Origin of the sequence: Streptomyces sediminimaris (assembly GCF_047049295.1) — a bacterium.
GTDB classification, from domain to species: Bacteria; Actinomycetota; Actinomycetes; order Streptomycetales; family Streptomycetaceae; genus Streptomyces; species Streptomyces sediminimaris.
The window spans coordinates 7,316,858-7,342,531 of sequence record NZ_JBJWOT010000001.1 but is presented as its reverse complement, the minus strand read 5'-3'; the positions used below and the strand labels follow the sequence as shown (position 1 = coordinate 7,342,531).

At 74.5% G+C, this 25,674-nt stretch carries 24 protein-coding genes; 11 read left to right on the top strand and 13 right to left on the bottom strand.

Annotated elements, in window-relative coordinates:
• The first annotated feature begins 139 nt into the window (after positions 1-139).
• Positions 140-544 (top strand): DUF302 domain-containing protein, encoded by a 405-nt coding sequence (locus ACJ9NR_RS33650; RefSeq protein ID WP_412490901.1) that lies wholly within the window; start codon positions 140-142, stop codon positions 542-544.
• A gap of 71 nt (positions 545-615) precedes the next feature.
• On the opposite strand, the gene ACJ9NR_RS33645 is transcribed toward ACJ9NR_RS33650, so the two are convergent.
• Positions 616-1,122 carry a MarR family winged helix-turn-helix transcriptional regulator gene (locus ACJ9NR_RS33645; RefSeq protein ID WP_412490902.1) on the bottom strand — a complete coding sequence of 169 codons (507 nt, stop codon included), beginning with the start codon at positions 1,120-1,122 and terminating at the stop codon, positions 616-618.
• A 148-nt stretch (positions 1,123-1,270) separates the two neighbouring features.
• On the opposite strand from ACJ9NR_RS33645, the gene lgt reads away from it, so the two are divergent.
• Positions 1,271-2,176 (top strand): prolipoprotein diacylglyceryl transferase, encoded by a 906-nt coding sequence (gene lgt, locus ACJ9NR_RS33640; protein ID WP_412490903.1) that lies wholly within the window; start codon positions 1,271-1,273, stop codon positions 2,174-2,176.
• A gap of 263 nt (positions 2,177-2,439) precedes the next feature.
• Here the strand turns inward: lgt and ACJ9NR_RS33635 are convergent, their stop codons facing one another.
• The 8 genes from ACJ9NR_RS33635 to ACJ9NR_RS33600 form a co-directional block, all read right to left on the bottom strand.
• A complete protein-coding gene (locus ACJ9NR_RS33635) occupies positions 2,440-3,897 on the bottom strand; it encodes an MFS transporter (RefSeq protein WP_412490904.1) in 1,458 nt (485 codons plus the stop codon).
• A gap of 122 nt (positions 3,898-4,019) precedes the next feature.
• A complete protein-coding gene (locus ACJ9NR_RS33630; protein WP_412490905.1) occupies positions 4,020-5,441 on the bottom strand; it encodes an NADH-quinone oxidoreductase subunit N in 1,422 nt (473 codons plus the stop codon).
• Positions 5,438-6,943 (bottom strand): complex I subunit 4 family protein, encoded by a 1,506-nt coding sequence (locus tag ACJ9NR_RS33625; RefSeq protein WP_412490906.1) that lies wholly within the window; start codon positions 6,941-6,943, stop codon positions 5,438-5,440. The genes ACJ9NR_RS33630 and ACJ9NR_RS33625 overlap by 4 nt, the downstream gene beginning before the upstream one ends.
• A gap of 5 nt (positions 6,944-6,948) precedes the next feature.
• Positions 6,949-8,823, bottom strand: coding sequence for a proton-conducting transporter transmembrane domain-containing protein (locus ACJ9NR_RS33620; RefSeq protein WP_412490907.1), 1,875 nt, complete (start codon positions 8,821-8,823; stop codon positions 6,949-6,951).
• Positions 8,820-9,125 carry an NADH-quinone oxidoreductase subunit NuoK gene (locus ACJ9NR_RS33615; protein WP_412490908.1) on the bottom strand — a complete coding sequence of 102 codons (306 nt, stop codon included), beginning with the start codon at positions 9,123-9,125 and terminating at the stop codon, positions 8,820-8,822. Before ACJ9NR_RS33615 ends, ACJ9NR_RS33620 begins: the two co-directional genes overlap by 4 nt.
• Complete coding sequence (locus ACJ9NR_RS33610; RefSeq protein ID WP_412490909.1) at positions 9,122-9,691, bottom strand: NADH-quinone oxidoreductase subunit J; 570 nt, start codon at positions 9,689-9,691, stop codon at positions 9,122-9,124. Before ACJ9NR_RS33610 ends, ACJ9NR_RS33615 begins: the two co-directional genes overlap by 4 nt.
• A gap of 19 nt (positions 9,692-9,710) precedes the next feature.
• Positions 9,711-10,640, bottom strand: a complete 930-nt coding sequence (locus tag ACJ9NR_RS33605) for an NADH-quinone oxidoreductase subunit H (protein ID WP_412490910.1) — start codon at positions 10,638-10,640, stop codon at positions 9,711-9,713.
• The gene (locus ACJ9NR_RS33600) at positions 10,633-11,436 is read right to left on the bottom strand and encodes a hypothetical protein (protein WP_412490911.1); all 804 of its coding nucleotides are present in this window, start codon (positions 11,434-11,436) and stop codon (positions 10,633-10,635) included. Before ACJ9NR_RS33600 ends, ACJ9NR_RS33605 begins: the two co-directional genes overlap by 8 nt.
• Before the next feature lie 21 nt (positions 11,437-11,457).
• Here ACJ9NR_RS33600 and ACJ9NR_RS33595 point away from each other — a divergent pair, with 21 nt between their 5' ends.
• On the top strand, positions 11,458-11,802 hold the full coding sequence (locus ACJ9NR_RS33595) for a hypothetical protein (RefSeq protein WP_412490912.1): 345 nt from the start codon (positions 11,458-11,460) through the stop codon (positions 11,800-11,802).
• A gap of 293 nt (positions 11,803-12,095) precedes the next feature.
• Here ACJ9NR_RS33595 and ACJ9NR_RS33590 read toward each other — a convergent pair whose 3' ends face one another.
• Together ACJ9NR_RS33590 and ACJ9NR_RS33585 are read right to left on the bottom strand one after the other, a co-directional pair.
• Positions 12,096-12,446 (bottom strand): NADH-quinone oxidoreductase subunit A, encoded by a 351-nt coding sequence (locus ACJ9NR_RS33590; protein ID WP_412490913.1) that lies wholly within the window; start codon positions 12,444-12,446, stop codon positions 12,096-12,098.
• 863 nt (positions 12,447-13,309) lie between these two features.
• On the bottom strand, positions 13,310-14,530 hold the full coding sequence (locus tag ACJ9NR_RS33585) for a S53 family peptidase (protein WP_412490914.1): 1,221 nt from the start codon (positions 14,528-14,530) through the stop codon (positions 13,310-13,312).
• Positions 14,531-14,905: 375 nt separating this feature from the next.
• Between ACJ9NR_RS33585 and ACJ9NR_RS33580 the strand changes: the two genes are divergently transcribed.
• The 3 genes from ACJ9NR_RS33580 to ACJ9NR_RS33570 all read left to right on the top strand — a co-directional run bounded on the left by ACJ9NR_RS33580 (position 14,906) and on the right by ACJ9NR_RS33570 (position 18,542).
• The gene (locus tag ACJ9NR_RS33580) at positions 14,906-16,330 is read left to right on the top strand and encodes an amidase (protein WP_412490915.1); all 1,425 of its coding nucleotides are present in this window, start codon (positions 14,906-14,908) and stop codon (positions 16,328-16,330) included.
• Positions 16,331-16,439: 109 nt separating this feature from the next.
• On the top strand, positions 16,440-17,753 hold the full coding sequence (locus tag ACJ9NR_RS33575; protein ID WP_412491839.1) for an MFS transporter: 1,314 nt from the start codon (positions 16,440-16,442) through the stop codon (positions 17,751-17,753).
• 342 nt (positions 17,754-18,095) lie between these two features.
• The gene (locus ACJ9NR_RS33570) at positions 18,096-18,542 is read left to right on the top strand and encodes a type II toxin-antitoxin system PemK/MazF family toxin (RefSeq protein WP_412490916.1); all 447 of its coding nucleotides are present in this window, start codon (positions 18,096-18,098) and stop codon (positions 18,540-18,542) included.
• 208 nt (positions 18,543-18,750) lie between these two features.
• Here ACJ9NR_RS33570 and ACJ9NR_RS33565 read toward each other — a convergent pair whose 3' ends face one another.
• Together ACJ9NR_RS33565 and ACJ9NR_RS33560 are read right to left on the bottom strand one after the other, a co-directional pair.
• A complete protein-coding gene (locus ACJ9NR_RS33565) occupies positions 18,751-19,182 on the bottom strand; it encodes a hypothetical protein (protein ID WP_412490917.1) in 432 nt (143 codons plus the stop codon).
• A complete protein-coding gene (locus tag ACJ9NR_RS33560; protein ID WP_412490918.1) occupies positions 19,182-19,877 on the bottom strand; it encodes a helix-turn-helix transcriptional regulator in 696 nt (231 codons plus the stop codon). The genes ACJ9NR_RS33565 and ACJ9NR_RS33560 overlap by 1 nt, the downstream gene beginning before the upstream one ends.
• 106 nt (positions 19,878-19,983) lie before the next feature.
• Here ACJ9NR_RS33560 and ACJ9NR_RS33555 point away from each other — a divergent pair, with 106 nt between their 5' ends.
• The 5 genes from ACJ9NR_RS33555 (at position 19,984) to egtD (ending at position 25,556) form a co-directional block, all read left to right on the top strand.
• Entirely contained in the window at positions 19,984-20,385 is a 402-nt protein-coding gene (locus ACJ9NR_RS33555; RefSeq protein WP_412490919.1) for a hypothetical protein, read from the top strand.
• A gap of 701 nt (positions 20,386-21,086) precedes the next feature.
• Positions 21,087-22,439 carry an ergothioneine biosynthesis glutamate--cysteine ligase EgtA gene (gene egtA / locus ACJ9NR_RS33550; protein WP_412490920.1) on the top strand — a complete coding sequence of 451 codons (1,353 nt, stop codon included), beginning with the start codon at positions 21,087-21,089 and terminating at the stop codon, positions 22,437-22,439.
• A complete protein-coding gene (egtB, locus tag ACJ9NR_RS33545; protein ID WP_412490921.1) occupies positions 22,436-23,806 on the top strand; it encodes an ergothioneine biosynthesis protein EgtB in 1,371 nt (456 codons plus the stop codon). The genes egtA and egtB overlap by 4 nt, the downstream gene beginning before the upstream one ends.
• Positions 23,806-24,597, top strand: coding sequence for an ergothioneine biosynthesis protein EgtC (egtC, locus tag ACJ9NR_RS33540; RefSeq protein ID WP_412490922.1), 792 nt, complete (start codon positions 23,806-23,808; stop codon positions 24,595-24,597). The genes egtB and egtC overlap by 1 nt, the downstream gene beginning before the upstream one ends.
• The gene (gene egtD / locus ACJ9NR_RS33535) at positions 24,594-25,556 is read left to right on the top strand and encodes an L-histidine N(alpha)-methyltransferase (protein WP_412490923.1); all 963 of its coding nucleotides are present in this window, start codon (positions 24,594-24,596) and stop codon (positions 25,554-25,556) included. The genes egtC and egtD overlap by 4 nt, the downstream gene beginning before the upstream one ends.
• Positions 25,557-25,674: the final 118 nt, after the last annotated feature.

Genomic DNA, 25,674 nt, shown 5'->3' with positions numbered 1-25,674 from the left:
GGTACTCCTTACGGCCCCATATGTACCCCGGGGGGTATTCTCGGGGGCAAGGACGATCCGGGACGACACGAAACGAGCACCCCGTTCGCGGCCGGGCCCACGTCCCGCCCGCGAGCCGGAGAGAAAGGGTCCACCCCCCATGCGCTACGACCGCACCGTGCAGCTCGACGCCGACTTCGCCACCGCCCTCACGCGCACCCGCGACGCGCTCGCCGGGCAGGGCTTCGGCATCCTCACCGAGATCGACGTCACCGCCACCCTGAAGGCCAAGCTCGACCACGACATGGAGGACTACGTCATCCTCGGCGCCTGCAACCCCTCACTCGCCCACCGCGCCCTGGACACCGACCGCGGCATCGGACTGCTGCTGCCCTGCAACGTCGTCGTCCGCCGCGAGGGCGAGCACACCCTCGTCCAGGCTCTGGACCCGAACACCATGGTCGCCCTCACCGAACTGGACGCCCTGCGCCCGGTCGCCGAGGAGGCCACCCGCCGCCTCGACGCCGCCCTCGCCGCGCTCGCCAGGCCCGGCACCACCGACTGACGGAGCCGCGCGCCGACGCGGGCGCCCGGGACGCGCGCGCCCGTCGGCGCTCACCGCGCCGCGGCCGCCGGTCACCGCCCGGGCGCGCCCTCACCCGGCTCCCCGAGGTTCTCGGCCAGCCGGAACAGCGCGGGCAGCGCGTTCGCGATGGCGGCCCGGGCGGTGTCGTCGAGGCCGGCCAGCGCCGCGTCCATGCGGCGCTCGTGGGCGGTGGTCCACGCGGTGAGCTGCTCGCGCCCGGCGGCGGTGAGGGTGACGACGGAGGCGCGCCGGTCGGCGGGGTCGACGTCGCGGGCGACCAGCCCCGCCGTGATCATCTGGCCGATCAGACCGCTGACGGTACTGGGTGCCAGGCGCTGGCGCGCGGCGAGGTCGCTGACCCGGGCCGGGGAGTGCTCACCGAGGACCTGCAGCAGTTCGACCTGGGCCATGGGCAGGGTCTCCCACGGGTAGTCGGTGCGGATGGAGGCGCGCAGCGCGCGACGCAGCCGGGTGACGGCCTCGGTGAGCAGCCGGGCGTCCGGCACCTCGTCGGCGGGCCGGGACACAGAGACGTCGGAGCGGGGCTGCGCGGGCATGCGGCAAGGGTAGCCGGGCAGCCGCGGGCGACGACCGCCGCGCGCCGCCGGGCCGGCCGGATACCGAAAGCTTCGGTGTCCGATGTATTGTCGGGCCAGTCCCCCGGCCCCGCGGCCGGTCCCCGTGCACGTGAGAACGGTCGAGCCCATGCAGCTGGCGTACCTGCCCAGTCCGTCCCAGGGGGTGTGGCACCTCGGCCCGCTGCCGATCCGCGCGTACGCGCTGTGCATCCTGGCCGGAATCTTCACGGCCGTATGGCTGACCGGCCGCCGCTGGGAGGCCCGTGGCGGACGCCGGGAGGACATCGCCGACATCGCGCTGTGGGCGGTGCCGTTCGGCATCCTCGGCGGGCGCCTGTACCACGTGATCACCGACCCCGAGCTGTACTTCGCACCCGGCAGGCAGCCCCTGCACGCCCTGTTCATCTGGGACGGCGGTCTGGGCATCCCCGGCGCGGTGGCCCTCGGCGCGGTCGGCGCCTGGCTGGGCTGCCGCCGCCACGGCATCAGGCTGGCCGACTTCGCCGACGCCACCGCCCCCGGACTGGTCCTGGCGCAGGCGATCGGCCGCTGGGGCAACTACTTCAACCAGGAGCTGTACGGCCGTCCCACGCACCTGCCCTGGGCGCTGTACATCGACCCGGCCAACCGGCCCGCCGACAGCCCGACCGTCGCCCTCTACCACCCGACCTTCCTGTACGAGTCGCTGTGGGACCTCGGGGTCATGGCCCTCCTGCTGTGGCTGGACGCCCGGCACCACGGCCGCCTGCGCCGCGGACGGCTGTTCGCCTGCTACGTGCTGGCCTACACCACCGGCCGGGCCTGGATCGAGGCACTGCGCATCGACCACGCCAACCACTTCCTCGGCATGCGGCTGAACGACTACGTCTCCCTCGCCCTGTTCACCGGGGCGCTCGTGTACCTGATCGCCAGCCGGCATCCGCGCCCGGGCGACAACGCCCCGTACGCCGGCGCCCAGGACGGCGAAGAGGACGAGGAGGCCACGGCCGCCGCCACCGCCACCGCCGGGGAGGCGGGCGGGAAGGGGGCGTGACGCCGGCGCCTCCGGACACCGGCGCGCCACCCGCCACCACCCGGCTCCCGCGCCCCGGCCCCCTGTACCGGGTCCACGCCCTCACCCGCACCGCCGTGCCCGCCCACCCCGCCGCCGCCCTGCACCGCGCGTACGCCGCCCGGCACCCACGACCGCACCGCACCCGCCACCGAGGCACCCGCGCCACCCACGCCCAGGACGACCACCCGACGCCACGCACCCACACGCCGCCCGCCCGGGTCAGCACCCCGGCACTCGGCCCCTCACCGTGTCTCCGGTGCGGTGCCCTGGCCGTCGCGCGGGCCCAGCCAGGCGGAGACGGCCGCGAGGACCGAGGCCGCCAGCAGGACGGCGGCGGCCCACCGGGCACCCGCCCGGACACCGCCCCCGGCGACGAGGTGCAGGGCGAGAGTGACCAGGGCGACGCCCAGAGCGGTGCCCAGGCCGCGGGTCATGTTGACCAGCCCGCCTCCCGTACCGGAGGAACGGGCCGGGATCGCCCCCATGATCATGGTGTTGTTGGCCGGGGTGAAGGTGCCCAGGCCCAGGCCGGTGAGCGCCAGCAGCGGCACCAGCGGGCCCGTGGTCAGCGGCACGAAGAGCAGCGCGGCCGTGGCGAGGGCGAACACCCCGGCTCCGGCCAGGCACCGCCCGCGGTCGGTCAGGGAGCCCGGCAGCAGCCGGTCCCCGCCGGTCGCGGCCAGGGCGAAACCGGCGGGCAGCGCGGTCAGGACCGCACCGGCGGTCAGCTCCGAGGAACCCCGGGCGGTCAGGACCACGGGGACCAGCACCAGCGGTCCGAACAGCACCAGGTACCCGCTCAGCGCACCGATCAGCCCGGTCGCCACGGCACGCACCCGCAGCAGGTCCAGATCCAGCAGCGGTGCGGCCGTCCGCCGCTGCCGCCGCACGAACTGCCGGCCGGCCACCGCGGCCACCACGAAGAGCAGCGCCACGCCCCAGCCCGGTACCGCGAGTCCGGAGGCCGCCGACACGCCCAGGAGGGCGCTCGTGGTCGCCACCGCCAGCAGGGCGAGCCCGCTCCAGTCGAAGCGCGCCACCTTCGTACGGGCCCGGGTACGCGGCAGCAGGTAGTGGCCGCCGACCAGCGCGACCAGCCCGACCGGCACGTTCACGAAGAACACCCAGCGCCAGCCGAGCGTGGACACCAGCACCCCGCCCACGGTCGGCCCCAGCGCCAGCCCCAGCGCCTGCGCGGCGGCCTGCACCCCGAGGGCGCTGCGCATCCTCTCCCGCGGCGCGCTCGTGGTCACCAGCGCGACGCTGTTGGCCTGCATCATGGCGGCCCCGGCGGCCTGCACCACCCGGAAGGCGACCAGCGCCCACAGGGACGGGGCGAACCCGCAGGCCGCGGAGGCCAGGGTGAAGACGGCGAAGCCGTACAGGTACAGCAGCTTGCGGCCGTGGGCGTCGGCCAGCCGCCCGGCCGGCACCAGCAGTGCCACCAAGGTCAGCAGATACGCCAGCGACACCCACTCCACGGCCGCGAGCGAGGCGTGGAACCCGGTGCGCAGGCTGCCGTAGGTCAGCGTCACGATGCTCGCGTCCAGCTGCCCCATGAAGGCCCCGAAGCACACCGTGCCCACGGCCAGCCACCAGGCGTCGGGCCGCGAGCGTATGACCTCCGGGCGGGCGCGCTCACGCGTGAGCGCGGCGGGCCAGCGGCTCCGGTCCCGGCGGGGCGTCATGTTCGCGACCATGACCCCACAATACAACGGACACCGAACTATTCGGCTACCGTCTCATTCCGCGGCCCGGCAGCACCGCGGGCGCCGCCCGCCCCGGCACCACGAACCGCGCGGGCCGGCGCGCCCGGCGGCGGTCACGGCAGCAGCGGGCCCGTCGCGAAGGGAAGGACGGTGCCGCCGGCGACGCCGAGCGCGAGGGAGAGGGCGCCGGCGGTGTAGGCCGTGGCGGCTGCCCAGCGGCCGAGCACGGCGTGCGCACCGGCGGGCGCGGGGTCGGCGGTGGTGAACAGGGGGGCGAGCCAGCGCAGGTAGTAGAAGAGGGAGGCGACGGTGTTGGCGACGGCGAGGGCGGCGAGCCAGGTGTAGCCGCCGTCGATGGTGGCGCTGAAGATCTCCAGTTTGCCGAGGAAGACGCCGGTGGGCGGCGTGCCGACCAGGCCGAGCAGGCAGACGACCAGAACGGCGGCCAGGCCCGGGTGGCGGCGGGCCAGGCCGCGGTAGTCCGCCAGGTCGCGGGCCTCGGGCAGTTCGGTGACGACGGCGAAGGCGCCCAGGTTGGTGGCCGCGTAGGCGGCCAGGTAGAACAGCAGGCCCTTCTGGGCCAGGTCGGTCCGGGTCGCCACGGCGAGGGCCATGAGGAGATAGCCGACCTGGCTGATGGTGGAGTAGGCCAGCAACCGTTTGACGGAGGTCTGGAAGAACGCGGCCAGGTTGCCCAGGGTCATGGTGGCGGCGGCGAGGATCGCCAGCAGCAGCGGCCAGTTGACGCCGCTGTCGGCCAGGGCCTGGTGGAGCAGCCGGTAGCCGGCGATCAGGCCGCCGATCTTGGGCAGCGTGGTGACGTAGGCGGCGACGGGGGTGGGCGCGCCCTGGGTGACGTCGGGGACCCAGAAGTGGGCGGGTACGGCGCCGGCCTTGAACAGCAGCCCGGCCAGCACGGCCACCAGGCCGACGGTCACCAGGGCGTACGGCGCGGAGGGCAGGGCGGCGCGCAGTTGCGGGTAGAGGGTGGCGTGGCCGGCGCCGTAGAGCAGGGCGGTGCCGGCCAGCATGGTCGTGCCGAGCAGGGCGCCCATCAGGTAGTACTTCAGGGCGGCTTCGGTGCCCGGCGCGTCCTTGGCGAAGGCGGACAGCGCGTAGGCGGGAATACTGGCGAGCAGGTAGGCGGCGAACAGCATCAGCAGGTCGTTCGCGCCGATCATGGCCAGGGTGCCGGCGCCTGTCATCAGCAGCAGCACCCAGTACTCGCTCTCGCGCTTGTGGCCGCGGACGGTCTCCACCGACATGGCGACGACCAGCAGCAGCGCGCCCAGCACGATCAGACGGCCCGCGTCGGTGGCCGTGTCGACGGCGAACGCCTGGGAGAACACGGCCTGTTCGCCCCGCGTCGCCATGGTGACGGCGGTCGCGGCCAGCCCGGTGACACAGGCGGCGACGGCCAGGGCCGCGACGGCCCACTGCCGGTGGCGCGGCAGCCACGAACCGGCCAGCAGGCCGATGACGGCGCCGCCGGCCAGGGCGAGTTCGGGCAGCAGGGCGGAGAGGTTCTCGTTCACCGTGCCACCAGCCCGGTCACGGTGCGGCTGGCCGGCTCGATGACGTCCAGCAGCCACCGGGGGGCGACACCGATGATCAGGGCCATGCCCAGCAGCGTCACGGCGGGTGCCGCCTCACTGCCGCGCAGATCGGCGATCCCCCCGGTGGGGATCGTCTCCGGCAGGCGCGGGGCGCCGAGGAACATCGTCCGCAGGGCGCGCAGGAAGAGGGCGGCGGTGATGAGGATGCCGGTCAGCGCGATCGCGGTGGCGACGGCCTGGGAGGCCAGGCTGCCGGTGAAGATCTGGAACTCGGCGATGAAGCCGGAGAAGCCGGGAATGCCCAGGCTCGCGAACGCGGCGACGGCGGTGGCGGCGGCGAAGCGCGGGGTGTGCGCGGCCAGCCCCGAGTAGGCGTCGATGGCGTACGTCCGGCCGCGGTCGTAGAGGACACCGCAGAGCAGGAACAGCGCGCCGGTGATCAGGCCGTGGCTGACCATCTGGGTGACCGCGCCGGTCACCGCGAGCGAGCGGGCCTGGGCGTCGCTGCCGGCCAGGGTCCCGGCGGCGCCGACGGCGAGGATGATGTAGCCCATGTGGTTGACCGACGTGTAGGCGATCATGCGTTTGAAGTCGGTCTGCGCCAGTGCCACCAGCGCCCCGTAGACCACGGAGACGGCCCCGACGACGACGATGACCAGGGCGTAGTGGCGCCAGGAGCCGGGCAGCAGGGGCATGGCGATGCGGACGAACCCGTAGGTGCCCATCTTCAGCAGCACCCCGGCGAGGATCGCGGAGCCGGCGGCGGGCGCGTCGGTGTGGGCGGGCGGCAGCCAGGTGTGGAACGGGACGGTGGGCGTCTTGACCGCCAGGCCCGCCCCGATCGCCAGCAGCACCAGGCCCGCGTAGAGCCCGCGCCCGGCCAGCGGGTCGGCGCGGGTCAGGTCGGTGATGTCGAAGGTGTGCGGGTCGGCGGCCAGGTACAGGCCGATGAAGCCCAGCAGCAGGGCGAGGGAGCCGACGAAGGTGTAGAGGAAGAACTTCAGCGCCGCCGCCCGCGCGCGCTCGCCGTGCCCCCAGCCGGCGATGACGAAGAACATGCCGACGATCGACAGGTCGAAGAAGACGAAGAACAGGATCAGGTCCAGGGCCACGAACAGCCCCAGGCACACGGTCTGCAGGAAGAGGAACAGGCACACGTACGAGCGCACCCGCCGCGTCTCGCGCAGCGAGTACACGGCGACGGCCAGGAACAGCAGGCAGGTCAGCGCCACCAGCGGCAGGGAGAGTCCGTCCACGCCCACGTGGTAGCCGACCCCCGCGCCGGGGATCCACCGCGTCCGCTGCTCGTACTGCATCCCGCCCCCGGCGTCGAACCCGGCCCACAGGGCGAGGACCAGGGCCAGGTCGGCGGCCGCGGCGGCGATCCACACCCACACGGCCGTCCGGTCGGGCAGGGTGCGCGGCAACAGCAGCAGCACCGCGCACACCACCAGCGGCAGGAACACGACGACGCTCAGCACAGGGATTACCTCACCAACAGCACGATCAGGACGAGCACCGCGAAACCGACCGCGGCTTGGGCGTAGTACTGGTGCAGCAGCCCCGTCTGCGGGCGGCGCGCCCACCGGCCCAGACTCCGGGCGCCCGCCGCGACGGCCCGGACGGCGGCGTCGATGCCGCCGTCGTCCGCACGGCCGGCGAGCCGGGCCGCGGTCAGACCTCCGCGCGCCACCTGCCGCACCGCGCCGTCGACGACCCGGTCGTCGAAGACGGCCAGCGCCCGCGCCAGCCCGAGCACGGGCCGCACCACCACCGCGTCGGCGGCCTGCTCCAGGAAGAGCCACTGCCGCGCCCAGCGCACGGCGCCGGCCCGGGGAGCAGGCTCCTCGCGGGCGGCCCACCACCAGGCGGCGCCGGCGGCGGCGAGCGCCACACCGGCGGACAGCCCGAGCTCCCACGGCACGGGCGCCGGCTCACCGGAGGCCCCGACGAGCCGCTTCAGCCAGGACGCCGGGCCGGGCAGGGCGAGCACGCCCAGCACCGCCGCGGCCCCCGCGAGCGTCCACAGGGGGGCGGGGGCCGCCCGCGAGACGCGGCGGGTGCCCCGCTGCTCGGTGTCGTAGCCCGCCTCCGCGTCCTCCGGCAGGGGCCGGGTGACGTACCAGAGGGCCTTGACGCTGTAGACGGCCGCCACCGCCGCGGCGGCCAGCCCTACCGCGTACAGGGCCGTGTTCTCGGCCCGGGCGGCCGCCAGCACCTCGTCCTTGGCCGCCCACAGCGACAGCGGCGGCAGGCCCGCCAGCGTCAGCGCGGCGACCACGAAGGCGGCGCCGACCACGCGGTGGCGGCGGGCGGCGCCCCGCAGGGCGGGCAGTTGCCGGGTGCCCAGCGCGGTCAGCCATGCTCCGGCGGCCAGGAACAGCGCCGACTTCGTGGCGGCGTGCGCGACCAGCTGCGTCACGCCGCCCGCCACCCCGCCACTGCCGGCGGCCAGGACCATGTAGCCGATCTGCGCGGACGTGGAGGCCGCGAGCAGTTGCTTCACATCGCGCTGGGCGACGGCGACGACCCCCAGGGCCAGGGCCGTCAGCGCACCGGTCCAGGCCACCAGCGGGCCCGCCCAGGAGGTCGCGGCCAGCAGCGGGTGCAGCCGCAGCAGCAGGTAGGCACCGGCGGCCACCATGGTCGCCGAGTGCAGCAGGGCCGAGACCGGGCTGGGCCCCTGCATGGCCCTGGACAGCCAGAAGGAGAACGGCAGCTGGGCGGACTTGCCCAGCGCCGCGGCGACCACGCCCGCGGTGACCACGTGCAGCCACGGGGAGTCCGCCCCGGGCAGCGCCGCAAGCCGCAGCGAACCGACGCCGCCCGCGAGCGCGGCCCCGGCCGCGAGGTACAGACCGAGGTCGGCGGTACGGGTGGTGAGAAAGGCGACGTCCGCCGCGTACGCCCGCTCCGGCTGCTGCCACCAGTAGCCGATGAGCGCCCAGCTGGTGGCGCCCATGATCTCCCAGGCCATCAGCAGCAGCGGCAGTGTGGTCGCCGTGACGGTGACGAGCATGGCCCCGGCGAAGAGCAGCATCAGCCCGAAGAACCGGCCCCGGTTGTCGCCCTCGCCGAACTCCCCGGTCGAGAACAGCAGGACCGCCAGGGTGACGGCGGCGACCGTGACCACCATGACCGCGGACAGCCCGTCCACCGCGAACCCGGCCCGTACCCCGGCGAACAGCGGGGTGCTCGCCCCCGGCCTGGTCACCGCCGCGGCCACGGCCAGGCCCAGCGTCACCAGGGCCGCCGCCACGCCGAGGAGCGGGGCCGCGCGCCCGGCGCCCCGGCCCGCCAGGGCGAGCAGAGCCCCGCCTCCGAGGGGCACGGCGATCAGCAGCCACAGCAGCGCGCTCACCCCTTCAGCTCCTCGGCCATGTCGGTCATGTCGACCTGCCGGGCCCGGTAGATGGCGGTGGTCACGGCGAAGCCCATGGCCATCTCCACCGCCATCGCCACCACCGCCGCCACGATCACCACCTGGCCGCCGGCCGCGGCCGGGGCCAGGAAGTGCCAGAAGTCGGCGCCGGCCACGATCACCCCGCCGATCATCAGCTCGATCCCCATCATGATCATGACGATGGACTGCTGGGACAGCGCGCCGAACAGACCGACGCAGAACAGACCGGAGGCCAGCACCAGGAGCAGCTGGAAGGTCATCGGCCCACCCCTCCGCCGGCCGGGTCCTTCGCGGGCCGCCGGTCGAGGCCGTCACCGAAGCGGTCGTAACGGCCGCGGTGGGTGGCCAGCACGGTGGCGCCGACCATGGTGGCCAGCAGGACGAAGCCCAGCGTGATCATGGTCAGCATCTGCGGGCCCATCAGCGACATGCCGACCTGGAAGGTGGTGTCCTTCGGCCGGGCCTTCGCGTGCTCCGGCCAGGGGACCGCGAAGATCCCGGCGACCAGACCGGCGAAGAGCACCGCGCTGATGAGCAGCGAGCCGCGCTTGTTGTGCAGCATCGACATCGGCATCAGACCGGCCGGGTTCATCATGTAGGCGATCATGAACACGGCCATGATCACCATCTCCATGACCATCATCAGCACGATCACCACTCCCAGGTACGGCAGCCCCAGTACGGTCACCACGCCGCCGACGCAGCACAGGGAGGCCAGCAGCGCGAAGGTGACGCGGGCCATCGAGTCGAGGGTGAACACCAGTACGCCGCTGATCAGGGCGAGCAGGCCCAGCACCCCCAGCACTACGAGGCTCGTCGTACTCATGACGTGATCCCCTCACTCGTCATCGGTTCAGGTCCACCAGGGCCGGGACCAGCACCTGCACGATCGTCAGCGGGATGAGCACCACCCAGGCCAGTTCCACGTACCGGTCCGCGCGGACCACCGGCAGCCGCCGCAGCGCCACCACCAGCAGGGCCAGCACCAGCAGCGTCTTGACCAGCGACCACGCCCAGGCCGGCAGCCCCGGCCCGGCGCCGCCGCCCAGGAAGAGCGGCACCGCCATCGCCGCGCCGGCGGCCAGCCACAGCCACCGCCCGGCCTGCAGCAGCAGCCGGTCCGGCCCGGAGGCCTCGCTCAGCACCCCGCCGGCGAGGTCGCGGCCCGCGGGATAGGCGAACGGGCCCAGAAAGCTGAAGGCGAGCACCCCGGCGAGGTAGACGACGAAGGCGACCGGCATCCACACCGCGTACCACAGACCGTGCTGGGCGGCCGCGATGTCGCCCACTCGCAGCGACTGCGCCCCGGTGGCCGTCGAGATCAACGCGAACATCAGCGGCAGCTCGTAGGCCAGGCCCTGGGCCAGGAAGCGGTAGCCGCCGACGAGGGAGAAGGCCGAGTTGGGGCCCCACCCGGCCAGCCACAGACCGGCCCAGGTCAGCACCTCCATGGCGTTGAACCACACCAGCCCGACCGACACGTCGGCCACCGCCGTGCCGCCGAACGGGATCACCAGCGTGGCCAGCACCGCGGCCACCGGCACGGTGACCACCCCGGCCCGCCACAGCAGCACATCCGGCGCGGGCAGGCGCCGCGGCCGCGCCAGCAGCGACCGCGGCACACCGGTGAACGGCCGTGCCACGGCAGCGGCGGTGAGCGGCCGGCCCGCGTCGCGCGCGTCGAGCAGCGCGTCGGCGGCGACCGCCAGCACGGCCAGGGCGCACAGGATCGCGGGTGCCGCCAGCAGCGTCCACCACGCTCCCGTCTCAGTCATGGACGCTCACCTCCCGCCGCACGGCGGCGAGTTCGTCCAGGTCGGGGTCGAGGCTGGCCACGACCAGGCGGGCCGCGGCCAGCTCCGCCCCGGTCAGCAGACGCGGCAGCAGCGCCACCAGCGCGGCCGACGGCGGGTCCCCGTCCGCCCAGCGGCCGCGAGGGCTCTCCTCGTCCTCGGGCCGCAGCGGTGACGGCTCCTCCAGCCGCCCCACGTCGCGGCGGACGTCGGCCAGCCACTGCCGGTAGCGGTCGGTCACGTCCCCGCCGGCCCGCGCGGCCGGCCCGCTCACCCCGGCCTCCCGTGCCTCCTCGGCACTCAGCCCGCCGATCCCCCGGGTCAGCCACGCCAGTGTCCGCGACCGGCCGACCCGGCGGGAGAAACGGTCCAGCCGGGGGGCGATCACCGTTCCGGGGGCACCGTCGAGCAGATCGTCGCGCAGCCGGCGCGCCGCGACCGCCTCGGCGGGCCAGCCGGCCACCGACAGCAGCCGGGCCAGGCTGTCCAGGTGCGCGGCGGCCCGCCGCCGGGCCGCCGCGCCCACCGGCACCGGTTCACCCGCCGCCGCACGCAGCCACGGCCGCACCCAGAACGCCGTGTCCGGCCCGCCGGTCGGCGTGAGCGGCTCCTCCACCTCGGCCTGCTGGATGACGTCGCCCTGCAAGGTGAGCCTGACGGTCAGCCCGGCCGGCCAGTCGGCCAGCAACGGCCCGAGCGGCACGTGCAGCTGGTCCAGCGTCAGACCGTCGCGGTCCTCGCCCTGCCCGGCCATCGGCAGCCCGCCCGGCATCTCCATGTCCCCACCACCGTGACCTTCGTGGTCGCCGTGACCTTCGTGGCCCCCGTGGCCGTCGTGACCTTCGTGGCCATCCCCGTCGTCGTCGCCCTGGCCGTCACCGCCGTCGCCTTCTTGCTCGCCTTCTTGCTCGTCGTGGCCGCCGCCGTTCCCGTGACCGCCGTCGCCCGCGCCGCCGTGAACCTCGTGCTCCTCGTGGCCGCCGCCGTCCCCGTGACCGCCCTCGCCCTCGCCCCCGTCCTCGTGCCGCTCGTGCGCGCCCCCGGCGCCGCCGTGCTGTCCGTCGCCGTCCTCCGCGCTCTCGCCGCGAGCGTCGACCCCGGGTGCGGCAGCCGCTCGGGCCTGCTCGCGCTGAGAGGCCGGTGAGCCGAGCCGGGTCCGCCCGGACTCCAGCGCGGCCTCGACGTCACCGGCGTCCGGCGCGTGTACGCGAGCGCGGGGCGCGGGCAGGTCCTGCCAGAGCCGGTCCACCGCCGCGTGCAGACGCGGGCAGTCCGGTCCGGCGACGAGCAGCAGGTCCGCCTGGGCCGGCGTGGCGGCCGGCGGCCAATCCCGCAGCCGCAGCAGACGCTCGGCTGCCAGCCGTGCGGCCGTTCCGCCCGGCAGGGTGGCCAGCAGCACGCGAGGCCGCGCGGCAGCGGCGCGCAGGAGGAGGCCGGTCACGTCCATCGCAGCGCACCCTCCCGCCAGGCGTAGAGGACACCCGCGACCAGGACCGCCAGGAAGACGAACATCTCGATCACGGCGCTGGGCCCCATCACGGAGATCACCCGCGTCCACGGGTACATGAAGACCATCTCCATGTCGAAGGCCAGGAACAGCATCGTCACGGTGTACCAGCGCACGTGGAACCTGCTCACCGCGTGCTCCACGGGTTCCAGCCCCGATCCGAACGGCGCGGCGGCCACGGGATCGGAGGACAGACGCGCCGCCCAGGCCGCCCCGTAGACGGCGGCGACGGCCAGTGCCGCCACACCCAGCAGCGACAGCGCCGCGGTGATGCCGGTCATCGGGCCCCACCGTCCCGGTGGGCGGCGCGCGGACACCCGGGGCCGCCCGGGCCCGGGAAACCGGCGGGTGCCGGACCGCCGGAGGCGACGGGCTGCGCGGTCATCGCCTGGTCCTCTCCTGCTGCCATGGAGTCCCTCTGCCGTACGGTGGTTCTGCCGTGCAGCCGATCATGTACCCCTGGGGGGCATATGTAACCCCGGAAGCGCAGCGGCGTCCCGTCGAGGATTCCCGCCGCGGTCCCGGCGAGGGTCCGCGGCGCGCCGCGCCGTACCGGGTTTCGCTGTGGTGGCGGATGATGCCCGGCCGTAGTAGCCGCGGGCCTTCGGCGGAGGTGCACGGCGGCGAGGTCCCGGCCTGCGCCCGTGGCGGCGTGCCGCCACGGCCCGCGGTCGGTCTTCGCCGGCCTCGGTCGGGCGCGCTGTGGACGCCGGCTTCGTACAGCGAGCGTCCCCCAGCCGCTGCCGCGCTCGATGCCGTGGCCGCGAACGCGGACGCGGACGCGGCGGCCCGGTGTGCCGGCGAATGCGGCCGTGTCGAGGCCGCCGCCCCCGCCCCCGCCCCCGTCGCCGTCGCCGTCGCCCTCGACGTCGACGGCCCGTCCGGGCCGGTAGCTGGTGACGGGGTTCCCGATGAACGGGCGGGGTGGCCGCCCCGGCGCGTGAACCGACGGGGAGCCGGCGCGGAAGACCGGAACCGGCGTGCGGAAGACCGGAACGGGCGTGCCGAAGCCCGGAACGGCCGTGCGAAAGGCCGGAACGGGCGTCTTCGCCCGCTCCGGCCTCGCGGCGGAGGACCGTGCCGCTACGGGACAGCGGCCCTCCACGCGGTACCCATGGGGAACCGGCCTACCTCACAGGCGGGTTCAGCCGGTGAAGGCGGCGGTGCCGTTCGGCACGCCGAGCCCGGACGGGCCGTCGTACCCGGTGGCTCCGGTGCACAGGTAGGAACCGCCGCAGCTGCCGTTGGAGCCGCTGGTGACGTCGTACAGCGCCGAGGTGTGCGCGTACGGGAAGGACGCCGGATCAGAGCCGGCGGACGGGGCGCCGGCCAGCGCGTAGGTCGCCGCGATCAGCGGGGAGGAGGCGCTGGTGCCGCCGAAGACCATCCAGCCGGTGGCCGAGCGGAAGGTGTCGTAGACCGCGACACCGGTGTTGGGGTCCGCGACGGCCGACACGTCCGCCACCGTGCGGTTGGCGCAGCCGGTGTCCTTCTGCCAGCCGGGCTTGGCGTCGTAGGCGGAGCATCCGGAGCCCGCCCCGCTCCAGACGGTGTCGGTCCAGCCCCGCGAGGTGGAGGCGGTCCTCAGGGACGTGCCGCCCACCGCCGTCACGTACGCGGATGCCGCCGGGTATTCGACGCCGTAGCCGTTGTCGCCGGAGGAGACGGTGATCGCCACGCCCGGGTGGTCGAAGTAGCTGGAGTCGTAGGTGGCGTCGCTGGAGGACTCCGAGCCGCCGTAGCTGTTGGAGACGAACTTCGCGCCCAGCCGCACGGCGGTGTTCACGGCCGTGCCGAGGTTGGTCATGGTGGCCGAACGGGCCTCCACGAGCAGGATCCGGCAGTTCGGGCAGGCCGCGCTGACCATGTCGAGGTCGAGGGATATCTCCTCGGCCCATCCGGAGTCTCCGCGCGGGTAGCCGGTGCCGCCGCTCTGGTCCACCTTCTGGAAGCAGCCGTTGGCCGTGGTGCAGGCGGGCAGGCCGTACTGGGAACGGTAGACGGCGAGGTCGGACTCGGCGTTGGGGTCGTCATAGGCGTCGACGATCGCCACCGTCTGTCCCGAACCACCGCTCGCTGAGGGCAGGTTGTACGCCGCCTGGAGCGAGGCGGGCCCGTAGCCGGAAGGAGCGGCCGCCGCGGTCAGGTCGCTCTCGGCGTGTGCGGACTTCGGGGTGCCGGCGGTGACCTGCAAGGCGTTGCAGGCCATCTCGCCCTTCTTCGTGGGGGTGGCGCAGGCGTGGGCGACGGTGACGCCGTGGGAGGTGGAGGTGGTGGCCTGGGCCGCCTGGCCGACCGGGGCGGCCAGGGCGAGGGCGGTCGTGGCAAGTGTGGCCACGGCGGCGAGGGAAACGGTTCTGCGCAACGTACGTCCTCCGCATGGTGGATGAACCGGGAAGGGCTGTGGGGGGTGCGCGGTACGACCTCGGCGCGGGGTGTGCGCCGTGGCCGCGCAGAACGTACGAATGTCGGGGCCACGTCAACAAGGAGGGAAGTTGAACCAGGAACGTTCCTTTGCGTTCCTGGGAAGATCATGTTCCGTTCTTGGCGGGATCATGGGCGAAACCCGACCCGATCATGGCTTGACCGGCCCGGCCGGCACCCGTCCCGCCGCCGCCCGCACTCCCGGCCCGCACCCCGCCCCCCGCTCCACCCGCTCCGTCCGTTCCCCCCTCCGCCCCACGGACGTTACTGTTCGGTAGTGGACGTGTCGCACGAGCCGCCCCTCGGAGGTGCCCGCATGACGCCCGACCGTGCCGCAGGTCTGGTGGAGTCCGCCCGAGCGCTGGCCGAGGGGCAGGTGAGCTCCCGGGCGCTGGTCGAGCGGGCCCTGACGCGCATCGAGGCGAGCCGGTCCACCGTCAACGCCTTCCGGATCGTGCGGGCCGAGGCCGCCCTCGCCGAGGCCGACGCCGCGGACCGGGAACTCGCCGCCGGGGTGCGGAAACCGCTGCTCGGCGTGCCGGTCGCGGTCAAGGACGACATGGACGTGGCCGGTGAGCCGACCGCGTTCGGCTGCGACGGGCGGTTCCCGCCGCTCGCCGAGGACGGGGAGGCCGTACGGCGGTTGCGGGCGGCCGGGGCCGTGATCGTCGGCAAGACCAACACCTGCGAGTTCGGTCAGTGGCCCTTCACGGAGGGGCCCGCCTTCGGCGCGACCCGCAATCCGTGGAACCCGGAGCACACGCCGGGTGGCTCCTCCGGCGGATCGGCCGCCGCCGTCGCCGCCGGGCTCGTGCCGGCCGCCCTCGGCTCCGACGGCGCGGGCTCCGTGCGCATCCCCGCCTCCTGGACCCACCTCATCGGCATCAAGCCGCAGCGCGGCCGCATCTCCACCTGGCCGCGCGGCGAGTCCTTCCAGGGGATCACCGTCAACGGCACCCTCGCCCGCACGGTCGCGGACGCGGCCCTGCTGCTCGACGCGGCGAGCGGCAACCACGAGCGCGACCCGGACCGGCCGGCCGCCATCCGCGCCGCCGAGGCGGTCGGGCGCGAGCCCGGGCGGCTGCGGATCGCGCTCGCCCTCAAGCCGCCGTTCACCGCCCTGCCCGCGCGCCTTGGGCCCGAGGTGCGTGCGCGTGTGGTCCGACTCGCCGACGAACTGGCCCGGTTGGGGCATGTCGTGGAGGAGGCGGACCCGCCCTACGGGCAGATCGGGCTGACCTTCGTCCCCCGTGCCACCGTCGGCCTCGCCGAGCGCGTGGCCGAGGCGCCCTTCCCCGCGCTGCTCGACCGGCGCACCCGCGAAGCCGCCCGGCTCGGCCGGCTGCTCGGCGGAGCACCGCTTCGGGCGGCGCGGCGGGCCGAGCCGGCCCTGCACCGCCGTATCGGCGGCTTCTTCGAGTCCTACGACGTCGTCCTCGCGCCGACGACGGCCGCTCCCCCGCCGCGCATCGGCTCGATGCTGCCGCTGAGCGGCTTCGCCACCGACCGCGCGATGATCGCCGCCTGCCCGTACGCCTGGCCGTGGAACGTGCTCGGCTGGCCCGGCGTCAACGTGCCCGCCGGATTCGTGAGCGGCGGGCTGCCCGTCGGGGCCCAGCTGCTCGGACCGGCGGACAGCGAACCGCTGCTGATCTCGCTCGCCGCGCAACTGGAGGCCGAACTGCGCTGGCACGAGGCGTGGCCGCCGCAGCGGGCGGTCGGCGACACCTCGGCGGCCTGACCGCCCGGCCCCTGACGGAATCGCCGGCGCGCCGGGCGTCGCCGGCCCGCGGGTCTCGTCTCCGGTCCTCCGAAAGGTCCTTGTGCCGTCCCCGCCCTCCTTGCCGTCCCTGCCTCCCTCGTCCTCCGCCGGGTCCGGTACCGGTCGGCCGGCCCCGTCGAGCCTGTGGCGGGACAGCGACTTCCGCCGGCTCTGGGTGGGCCAGACAGCCTCCCAACTGGGAGAGCACGCGAGCCTGGTGGTCCTGCCGCTCTTCGCCGTCCTGGTGCTCGGCGCCGGTGCCGGCCGGTTGGGCGTCCTGCGCGCGGTCGGGCAGGCACCGATCCTGCTGCTGTCGCTCGTCGCCGGCGCGTGGGTGGACGGGTGGCGCACTCGCACGCTGATGGTGCTGGCGGACGCCGGCCGGGCCCTGGTCCTGGGCGCCACCGCCGTGGCCGGCCTCCTCGGACTGCTCGGCCTGCCGGCACTGTTCGTGGTGGCCTTCACCGTCGGGGCACTGTCCGTGTTCTTCGACGTGGCCTACCAGTCCTGTCTGGTGCGGCTGGTCGGCCGTGAGCAGCTGGTGCGGGGCAACAGCGCGCTCGAGGGCAGCCGGTCCGCCGCGCAGATCGGGGGTCCCGCCCTCGGCGGTGCGCTGGTGTCCGCGCTGTCGGCGCCCATCGCCGCCGCATCCGCCGCCGTGTTCTTCGCGCTGTCGTTCCTGTCGATCCGGCGGATCGCCTCCCGCGAAACCGTCCCGGAACGCTCCGGACGTCCACCCCGGCTGTGGCGGCAGATCCACGAGGGCGTCCGCTTCGTCGCCGGCGACGCCTCGCTGCGGACCGTGTGCCTCGCGTCGGCCGCCTTCCAGTTCTCCTTCGCCGCCGTGATGACGGTCTATCTGCTGTTCCTGCCACGCGAACTGCACCTGTCGGGCACCGCCGTCGGGCTGGCACTCGCGGCCACGGGGCCCGGCGCGCTCCTCGGCTCGCTGCTGGCCGCCCGCCTGCCGGGCCGCTTCGGGCACGGGACGGTCCTGGTGTCCGCGGCGGCTCTCGGCGACGGCGTGTTCCTGTTCGTGCCCGCGCTGCACAGCTCGTCCGTGGCGGCCGTCAGCGCGCTCCTCGCCGTCAACCTCGTCTTCGGCACCTTCGGCCAGCTGGTGAACGTCACGGTCATGGCCGTGCGGCAGGCCATGACCCATCCCGGGATGCAGGGCCGGGTCGCCGCGACGATCAACTTCGCCGGCATGGGGCTGACCCCGCTCGGCTCGCTGCTCGGCGGCTTCCTCGCGGAGGCGTGGGGGACGCGCGCCGGCCTTCTGGTGGCAGCCGCCGGCATGCTGCTGTCACCGGCGCTGATGGCTCTGTCCCCCCTCGCCCGCCTGGGCCGGACGCCGCCCGCCCGGCCAGACCCGGGCCGTCCGCCCGATGGCACCCTATGAGCTCGGCTCCACGCAGGTGAGGGCCTGTTGACCGATTCCACGCAGGTGAGGGCCTGTCGACCGATTGCGCGTCGAGAAGTCGACCGATTGCGCGTCGAGAACACGACAAGGTCGCCGCAGCACCTTCGCCGTGACTCGGCGCAGGAGCAGGTGCCGGCGGAGCGGGAGGCGTGGCAGAGGCGGCGGCGCGGACAGGGACGGTGCGGACAGGGACGGTGCGGGCAGGGACGGTGCGGCGGGTCCGGGGCGGCGGGCCCGGGGCTCTCGGTTCGGCCGATGGGCCCCGGGCTTTTCGCACGGGGCCTGCGAGGGGCCGGCACCCGCTGCGTCTAAGGTGCCCCCGTGACCGCCTTTACCGATGAGAACGTCCCCGGCCGCTACGGCCCCTCCGCCACCACCGAGGCCGACCCGCGCCGGGTCGGCAGGGTGCGTACCGAGTACGCCCCCGCGCACGACGGCGACCCCGACCCGGGCGAGATCGTGTGGACCTGGGTGCCGTTCGAAGAGAACGACGGCCGTGGCAAGGACCGCCCGGTGCTCGTCGTCGCCCGTGAGGCCACCGGCACGCTGCTCGCGGTCCAGCTCTCCAGCAAGCGCCACGACGGCGACCGCGAGTGGGTGGCCATCGGCAGCGGCCCCTGGGACCGTACCGGCCGCGACTCCTGGATCGATGTCGACCGTGTGCTGCGCCTGCACGACGGCGGGATGCGCCGCGAGGCCTGCGCCCTGGACCGCGGCCGCTTCGACCTCGTCCGGCGGCGGTTGGCGGAGCGCTACGGCTGGAGCTGAGTACGCGCTGCCGCTCCGGTCGGCCGGGGCGGAGAGGCACCGGCACCGGGCACCGCCCTCCGGACGCCGCGCGGCGGTCGCGCGCACGCCGCCGCGGCCGCCGGTGGGGACCGGTCACCGCCCGCGGAACGGGCCCCTCCGGGCCGGCGTGCCACCGGCCACCGGCACGGCCGGGAAGGCCCTCCCCGGCTCACCGGCCGTGGTCCCGTCAGCCGAGGGTCAGCAGGCCCACGCCCAGCGTGATGAGCGCCGCGACCTTCGCCAGCTCCAGGCCGACGTAGAGGAAGTGCTCGTGCGAGCGGGGCAGGTCCTCGCCCGCCAGGATCCGGTCCGACCTGCGGTTCAGGCGTGGACGCACCACGAGAAGCTGCGCCAGCAGCAGGACGACGGCGGCGACGACCGGTGCCACGACCGGTGTGGAGGCGTCACCGACGAAGACGGCGACGGCCACCGCGACGGCGAGCGCGGCCTCGACGAGGTTCAGGGCCCGGAAGACCAGCCGCCCGATCCCCAGCCCGAGGGCGATCGTCACACCGGGGGCGCGGAACTTCAGCGGCGCCTCCAGGAAGGAGATCGCCAGTACCATCCCGAGCCAGACGAAGGTGATCGCGACCGCTGCCGCGGCCCACGTGGGGTACATCAGGAGTGCCTTTCTGCCGGCTGCTGCGGTGCGGGCGCCAGGTGGGCCACGCACAGGTCGGGTTCGGCGAACGGTTCGAGATCCGTCACCGTCAGCGGGGCCCGCATCCCGGCCAACGCCCCCCGCATCAGGGCCAGATGGAGAGGGCAGACCAACTGGCCGTATTCCTCGGCGAGTTCGAGGAAGGGGCAGTGCCGCAGCCCGATCCGCGGCGGAGCCGCGCCCTCCTCGCCGGCGCTCGCGGGGGCGGGGGCGGGGTCGAAGCCGAGGTCGTCCAGCAGCTCCACGAGCCTGGCGGACGACACCTCGGCGGTGGGCCGCCCGGACGGCGGCGAGGCGGCGACCAGTGCACGCCCCCAGGCCTGCCCCGCCTCCACGGCCGTGGACCGTGCCCCGGCCCCGGCCGCCGCGAGCCGGCCGAGCAGCATCTGCGCGAGGAGCCGGTAGCGGCGGGTCCCGCCACGGTCCATACCGGGCCGTGGCGCGTAGACCGTCCGCGGCCGTCCGGGTCCTGAGGGCTCCAGCGCCGCCGGCTCGACGAGTCCCTCGCCGACCAGCGCCTCCAGGTGGAACCGCACCGTGTTGGGGTGTACGCCGAGACGCTCGGCCACCTCCACGACACCGAGCGGAGCGGAGGCCGCGCGCAGCGCATCGAGGACCTCGCGGCGGCGCGGGCCGAGGCGACCACGCGACACGGACCCACCTCCTTCCCTCCACCTGCGCAGATTTTCTCCAAAAGACAGCTGTAAGAATTCTACGGCAAGCTGTGTGACAGATGAGGAAGAGGGAAGGGGCACCCCCATGGCCATCGCCGACACCCCGGACGACCAGGCACCGGACGAAGCGAGCGCGCGCGTCCTGTGCGACACCGCCCTGGTGGCCGCCGCGGCACCGACCGAGGCCGCCGTGGCGTGGAAACTCGCCGAGAGCGGACGGCAACTCGACGCCAACGTCGTCAGGTTGACCCCCGGCCGCCACGTCGCCCCGCACGCGGAACCGGACCTGGACGTCCTGCTGCTCGTCGTCTCGGGCGGCGGCGTCCTCGGCGGCCGGGACGGGGACGAGGCGCAGCCTCTGGCTCCGGGCGCGCTGGCCTGGCTCCCCCACGGTTCGACCCGCAGCATCACCGCGGGCGGCGACGGCCTCGCCTACCTGACCGTCCACCGCCGCCGCGACGGCATGCGGATCGGCCGCGCCCGCTGACGAAAGTCATGGCGCCGGTCTGGAACTCCTTGCGCCTTTCGTCCGTCTACCTGGACGAGGCCCCCGCCGCATCCCCCGTCTGCGGGGGCCTCGCCACCCGCCGCGCCGTTCCGGAACCGCGCGCGCGAAGGCCCCCGCACCGCGCTGCCCGCCCACGGTCCAGGATCCCGGACGTCACCTGCACGAAGGCCCCGGCGAACCGACCGCCCGGTCCGGGCAGTCCCCGGAAGCCGCCCGCCACCTGCGCCGGGCCGTTCCGGAGAACCCCGCACCCCCGGGCCCCCAAGCCCAGCCGCCGGCAGCCAGGGGCACGGGCGGTCTCCAGCACCCGTTCCGCCGCGGTCGTCGCGGAAGACGGGCACCGCGGGTGAGTGGATGACGGGGTCGGTGTGCCGCGCGGGCGCGCGCTCACGGCGCCACCCCCGTGAGCGCCGTGAGCGCGCGCCCGCGCGTTCTCCCCCGTCGTGCTCATGAACCGATCCTGGGCGATGCTGGACAGGCGGTGCAACAGAGTTTCCGCGTGTGCGAACGGCCGGAAAAGCCCTGGCGAACGCCTGACGTGAGGAGATTACCGACTCGGAACGCGCCAATACGCACCCTTGTGCGATACGGCATGAGGGTCTTGGGTTAGACGGGTGCCGCCGCCCGGGTACCTGACGGTCCGGGCCGACGGCACGTTCGAATCTCAGGAGGTTCCTGGCATGTCCGATACGCCGAGTGCGACTCCGGCGCCCGACCGTACGGAGCCCCGGACCGCCCTCACCCCGCCCGAGGTGGAGGCACTGGTCCGGGGCATCTGCTTCAAGACCGGCCCGCCCCGCAGCATCGGGGTCGAGGTGGAATGGCTGGTCCACGAGCTGCGCACGCCGCGGCTCCCCGTCACAACCGAACGACTCGAAGCGGCCTACGCCGCACTGCGGAACGTACCTCTGAGGTCGGCGCTCACCATCGAGCCCGGCGGTCAGCTGGAGCTCAGCTCGCCGCCCGCCGCCTCCCTGATGGAGTGCGTCCGCACCGTCTCCGCCGACCTCGACGCCGTCCGCCCGGTCCTGACCGGGCAGGGTCTCGGCCTCGTCGGCATCGGGCACGATCCATGGCACGCCCCCCGCCGGTTCCTGCGCGAACCGCGCTATGACGCCCTGGAGGCCTGTCTCGACCGGACCGGCCCCGCCGGGCGCCGCATGATGTGCACCTCGGCCTCCGTCCAGATCGCTCTGGACGCCGGCTACGAGGAGCCCGGCCCGCTCGGTCACGGGCGGCGCTGGTGGCTGGCGCACCAGCTGGGAGCGGTCCTGGTGGCCGCCTTCGCCAACTCCCCGCTCGCCGGGCGGCGGCCCACGGGCTGGCGCTCCACCCGGCAGTCGCTGTGGCTGGACATCGGCCCCGGCCGGGCGGGCGCGCCCCCGCTGGACCGCGACCCGCGCCGGGCCTGGGCGCGGCACGTCCTGGACGCGCCGGTGATGTGCGTACGCAGGGACGACGGGCCCTGGGACGTTCCGGAGGGGCTGACCTTCCGGGAGTGGGCGGAGTCCGGGGCACCGCGCCCGCCCACCCGGGAGGATCTCGACTACCACATCACCACCCTGTTCCCGCCGGTCAGACCGCGCGGGTTCCTCGAACTGCGCATGATCGACGCGCAGCCCGGCGAGGACGGGTGGATCGTCCCGCTCGCCGTGACGGCGGCGCTCTTCGACGATCCGGAGGCCGCCGAGACCGCGTACCGCACCGTGAAGCCCCTGGCGGAGCGGGCGCTCGCGAGGCCGGCGCCGCACAATCCGCTGTGGATCGACGCCGCCCGCGACGGCCTGGCCGACCCCGAACTGCACGAGGCGGCCATCACCTGCTTCGCCGCGGCGCTCGAGGCCCTGCCCAGGATCGGCGCCACCACCGAGGTCACGGACGCCGTGGCGGCGTACCTCGGCCGCTATGTCATCCGGGGCCGCAGCCCTGCCGACGACCTGCTGGACCGGTTGCGCGGCACCGGTTCCGCCCGTTCCGGGCCGCACCCGGCCGGGGGGACCCCCGGCCCGCACGGGAAGGACATCCGCACATGACCGACCCCGCCATCGACGCATCCTTCACCGACCCCGCCGGCGGCTCCTCCACCGACGGGGGCGTCCTCGACGCGGAGACGCTCCGCGAGCGGGCCCTGACCACGCTCGTCACCGCCCGCGACCGCACCACGCTCCTGACCAGCTGCGTCGAGGAGCCCGACCTCACCGCCCAGCACTCGCCGCTGATGTCGCCGCTGGTGTGGGACCTGGCGCACATCGGCAACCAGGAGGAGCTGTGGCTGCTGCGGTCGGTCGCCGGGCGGGAGGCGATGCGGCCCGAGATCGACGGCCTCTACGACGCCTTCGAGCACCCGCGCTCCGAACGGCCCTCGCTGCCGCTGCTGCCGCCCGCCGAGGCGCGCGCGTACGCGGCCGAGGTGCGCGGGCGGGTGCTGGACCTGCTGGAGGGCGCCGACTTCCACGGAACGCGGCTGACCGAGGCGGGCTTCGCCTTCGGGATGATCGCCCAGCACGAACAGCAGCACGACGAGACGATGCTGATCACCCATCAGCTGCGCAAGGGCCCGCAGGCGCTGACCGCCCCCGACCCGGACCCGGTCCCGCTGTTCACCGGACCGGCCGAAGTCCTCGTGCCGGGCGGCCCGTTCACCATGGGCACCTCGACCGAGCCGTGGGCGCTGGACAACGAGCGCCCCGCGCACCGGCGCGAGGTGGCCTCGTTCCACATCGACACCACACCGGTGACCAACGGCGCCTACCAGGCGTTCATCGAGGACGGCGGCTACGACGACGAGCGCTGGTGGACGCCCGAGGGCTGGGCGCACATCCGCGAGCACGCCATCCGGGCGCCCCTGTTCTGGCGGCGCGACGGCAAGCAGTGGCTGCGGCGGCGCTTCGGCGTCACCGAGGTGGTGCCGGCGGACGAGCCGGTGCTGCACGTGTGCTGGTACGAGGCCGACGCCTACGCCCGCTGGGCCGGGCGGCGGCTGCCGACCGAGGCCGAGTGGGAGAAGGCGGCCCGGCACGACCCGGCGGGCGGCCGTTCGACGCGCTACCCGTGGGGCGACGCCGACCCGCGGCCCGAGCACGCCAACCTCGGGCAGCGGCATCTGCGCCCCGCGCCGGCCGGCAGTTATCCGGAGGGCGAGTCCCCGCTGGGCGTACGGCAGTTGATCGGTGACGTGTGGGAGTGGACGTCGAGCGACTTCGCGCCGTACCCGGGCTTCGCGGCCTTCCCCTACAAGGAGTACTCGGAGGTGTTCTTCGGGCCGGAGTACAAGGTGCTGCGCGGCGGTTCGTTCGCCGTGGACCAGGTGGCCTGCCGGGGCACGTTCCGCAACTGGGACTACCCGATCCGCAGGCAGATCTTCTCCGGCTTCCGCACGGCCCGCTCGGGAGACGTCTGATGTGCCGTCATCTCGCCTATCTGGGGCCCGAGGAGCCGCTCGGGCACGTCCTCGTGGATCCCGCACACGGCCTGTACCGGCAGTCGTGGGCACCGCGGCATCAGCGGTACGGCACGGTCAACGCCGATGGTTTCGGGGTGGGCTGGTACGCCCCGGGGGACCCGGCGCCGGCCCGCTACCGCCGGGCCGGGCCCATCTGGGCCGACCTGTCCTTCGCCGACCTGGCCCGCGTCGTGCGCTCGGGGGCCCTCCTGGCCGCCGTACGGGACGCGACCCTGTCCGGCGCGGACGCGGAGGCCGCGGCGGCGCCGTACGCCGCGGGGCCCTGGCTGTTCAGCCACAACGGCGCCGTGCGGGGCTGGCCCGGTTCGCTGGCCCCGCTCGTGTCCGCCCTGCCCGCCGTCGACGTGCTGTCGCTGGAGGCCCGCAACGACTCGGCGCTCGTGTGGGCGCTGGTCCTGGCGAGGCTGCGCGAGGGCGACGAGGAGGGGCAGGCGCTGGCGGACACGGTCCTGGAGGTCGCCGAGGCGGCCCCCGGCTCCCGCCTCAACCTGCTGCTCACCAACGGCACGTCGATCACGGCGACCACCTGGGGCGACACCCTCTGGTACCTGTCCCGGCCCGGCCGGGGCACCGTCGTGGCGTCCGAGCCCTACGACGACGACCCGCACTGGCAGGAGGTCCCCGACCGCACCCTGCTCGCGGCGAGCGGCACGGACGTGCTGCTCACCCCTCTCAAGGAGCCGAGCGACGCCTCGGCACCCGCACTGCCGAAGGAGCCCCGCACGTGAGCCCGTTCCTTCTCACCCGCACCCTGCCCGAGGACGCCACCGACACCGCCCTGCGCACCGACGTCCAGCGGGGCCTGACCGGCACGCCCAAGACGCTGCCGCCGAAATGGTTCTACGACGCGCGGGGCAGCGAGCTGTTCGAGCAGATCACCGAGCTGCCCGAGTACTACCCGACGCGCGCGGAGCGGGAGATCCTGATCACCCGTGCCGCCGAGATCGCCGCGGCGACCGGCGCCCGCACCCTGGTCGAGCTCGGCTCGGGCTCCTCCGAGAAGACCAGGCACCTGCTCGACGCGCTCACCGGCCTGGACACCTACGTCCCGGTCGACGTGAGCGACAGCGCCCTCACCCAGGCCGGGCAGGCCCTCGTCGCCGAACGTCCCGGCCTGCGCGTGCACGCCCTGATCGCCGACTTCACCGCGGGCCTGTCCCTTCCGGACACGCCCGGTCCCCGGCTGATCGCCTTCCTCGGCGGCACGATCGGCAACCTGCTGCCGGCCGAACGGGCCGCCTTCCACGCCGCGGTCCGCTCCCTGCTCTCCCCCGGCGACGCGCTGCTGCTCGGCACGGACCTGGTCAAGGACGAGAAGGTCCTGGTCCGTGCGTACGACGACGCGGCCGGGGTGACGGCCGCCTTCAACAAGAACGTCCTGGCGGTCGTCAACCGTGAACTGGGCGCCGACTTCGACCCCGGCGCCTTCGACCACGTGGCCCTCTGGGACTCCGGCAACGAGTGGATCGAGATGCGCCTGCGCTCCCGCACCGCGCAGACCGTGAAGATCCACGCCCTGGACCTCGCCGTCGACTTCGCCGAGGACGAGGAGCTGCGCACCGAGATCTCCGCGAAGTTCCGCCAGGAGGGCGTACGCGCCGAACTGGCCGCGGCGGGGCTGGACCTGACCCACTGGTGGACGGACAGGGAGGGACGGTTCGCACTGTCGCTGAGCGTGGCGCGGTAAGCCGCAGCAGCGTGGTCGGGGCGGGTGCCGATGTCGGCACCCGCCCCTTTCCGTGGCAGCCCAGCTCCGGAATGTCTTCGAAACTTTCGACGGTACGGTGAGGTACCGGCGGCGAGTT

Excerpts from the sequence above, each read along its gene's own strand:
- ACJ9NR_RS33635 (WP_412490904.1), bottom strand. The coding sequence starts at position 3,897 with ATGGTCGCGAACATGACGCCCCGCCGGGACCGGAGCCGCTGGCCCGCC.
- egtA (WP_412490920.1), top strand. The coding sequence starts at position 21,087 with ATGTCCGATACGCCGAGTGCGACTCCGGCGCCCGACCGTACGGAGCCC.
- ACJ9NR_RS33615 (WP_412490908.1), bottom strand. The coding sequence starts at position 9,125 with ATGACCTTCCAGCTGCTCCTGGTGCTGGCCTCCGGTCTGTTCTGCGTC.
- ACJ9NR_RS33650 (WP_412490901.1), top strand. The coding sequence starts at position 140 with ATGCGCTACGACCGCACCGTGCAGCTCGACGCCGACTTCGCCACCGCC.
- ACJ9NR_RS33565 (WP_412490917.1), bottom strand. The coding sequence starts at position 19,182 with ATGTACCCCACGTGGGCCGCGGCAGCGGTCGCGATCACCTTCGTCTGG.
- ACJ9NR_RS33590 (WP_412490913.1), bottom strand. The coding sequence starts at position 12,446 with ATGACCGGCATCACCGCGGCGCTGTCGCTGCTGGGTGTGGCGGCACTG.
- egtB (WP_412490921.1), top strand. The coding sequence starts at position 22,436 with ATGACCGACCCCGCCATCGACGCATCCTTCACCGACCCCGCCGGCGGC.
- ACJ9NR_RS33600 (WP_412490911.1), bottom strand. The coding sequence starts at position 11,436 with ATGGAGATGCCGGGCGGGCTGCCGATGGCCGGGCAGGGCGAGGACCGC.
- egtC (WP_412490922.1), top strand. The coding sequence starts at position 23,806 with ATGTGCCGTCATCTCGCCTATCTGGGGCCCGAGGAGCCGCTCGGGCAC.
- lgt (WP_412490903.1), top strand. The coding sequence starts at position 1,271 with ATGCAGCTGGCGTACCTGCCCAGTCCGTCCCAGGGGGTGTGGCACCTC.
- ACJ9NR_RS33605 (WP_412490910.1), bottom strand. The coding sequence starts at position 10,640 with ATGACTGAGACGGGAGCGTGGTGGACGCTGCTGGCGGCACCCGCGATC.
- ACJ9NR_RS33610 (WP_412490909.1), bottom strand. The coding sequence starts at position 9,691 with ATGAGTACGACGAGCCTCGTAGTGCTGGGGGTGCTGGGCCTGCTCGCC.
- ACJ9NR_RS33555 (WP_412490919.1), top strand. The coding sequence starts at position 19,984 with ATGGCCATCGCCGACACCCCGGACGACCAGGCACCGGACGAAGCGAGC.
- ACJ9NR_RS33580 (WP_412490915.1), top strand. The coding sequence starts at position 14,906 with ATGACGCCCGACCGTGCCGCAGGTCTGGTGGAGTCCGCCCGAGCGCTG.
- ACJ9NR_RS33645 (WP_412490902.1), bottom strand. The coding sequence starts at position 1,122 with ATGCCCGCGCAGCCCCGCTCCGACGTCTCTGTGTCCCGGCCCGCCGAC.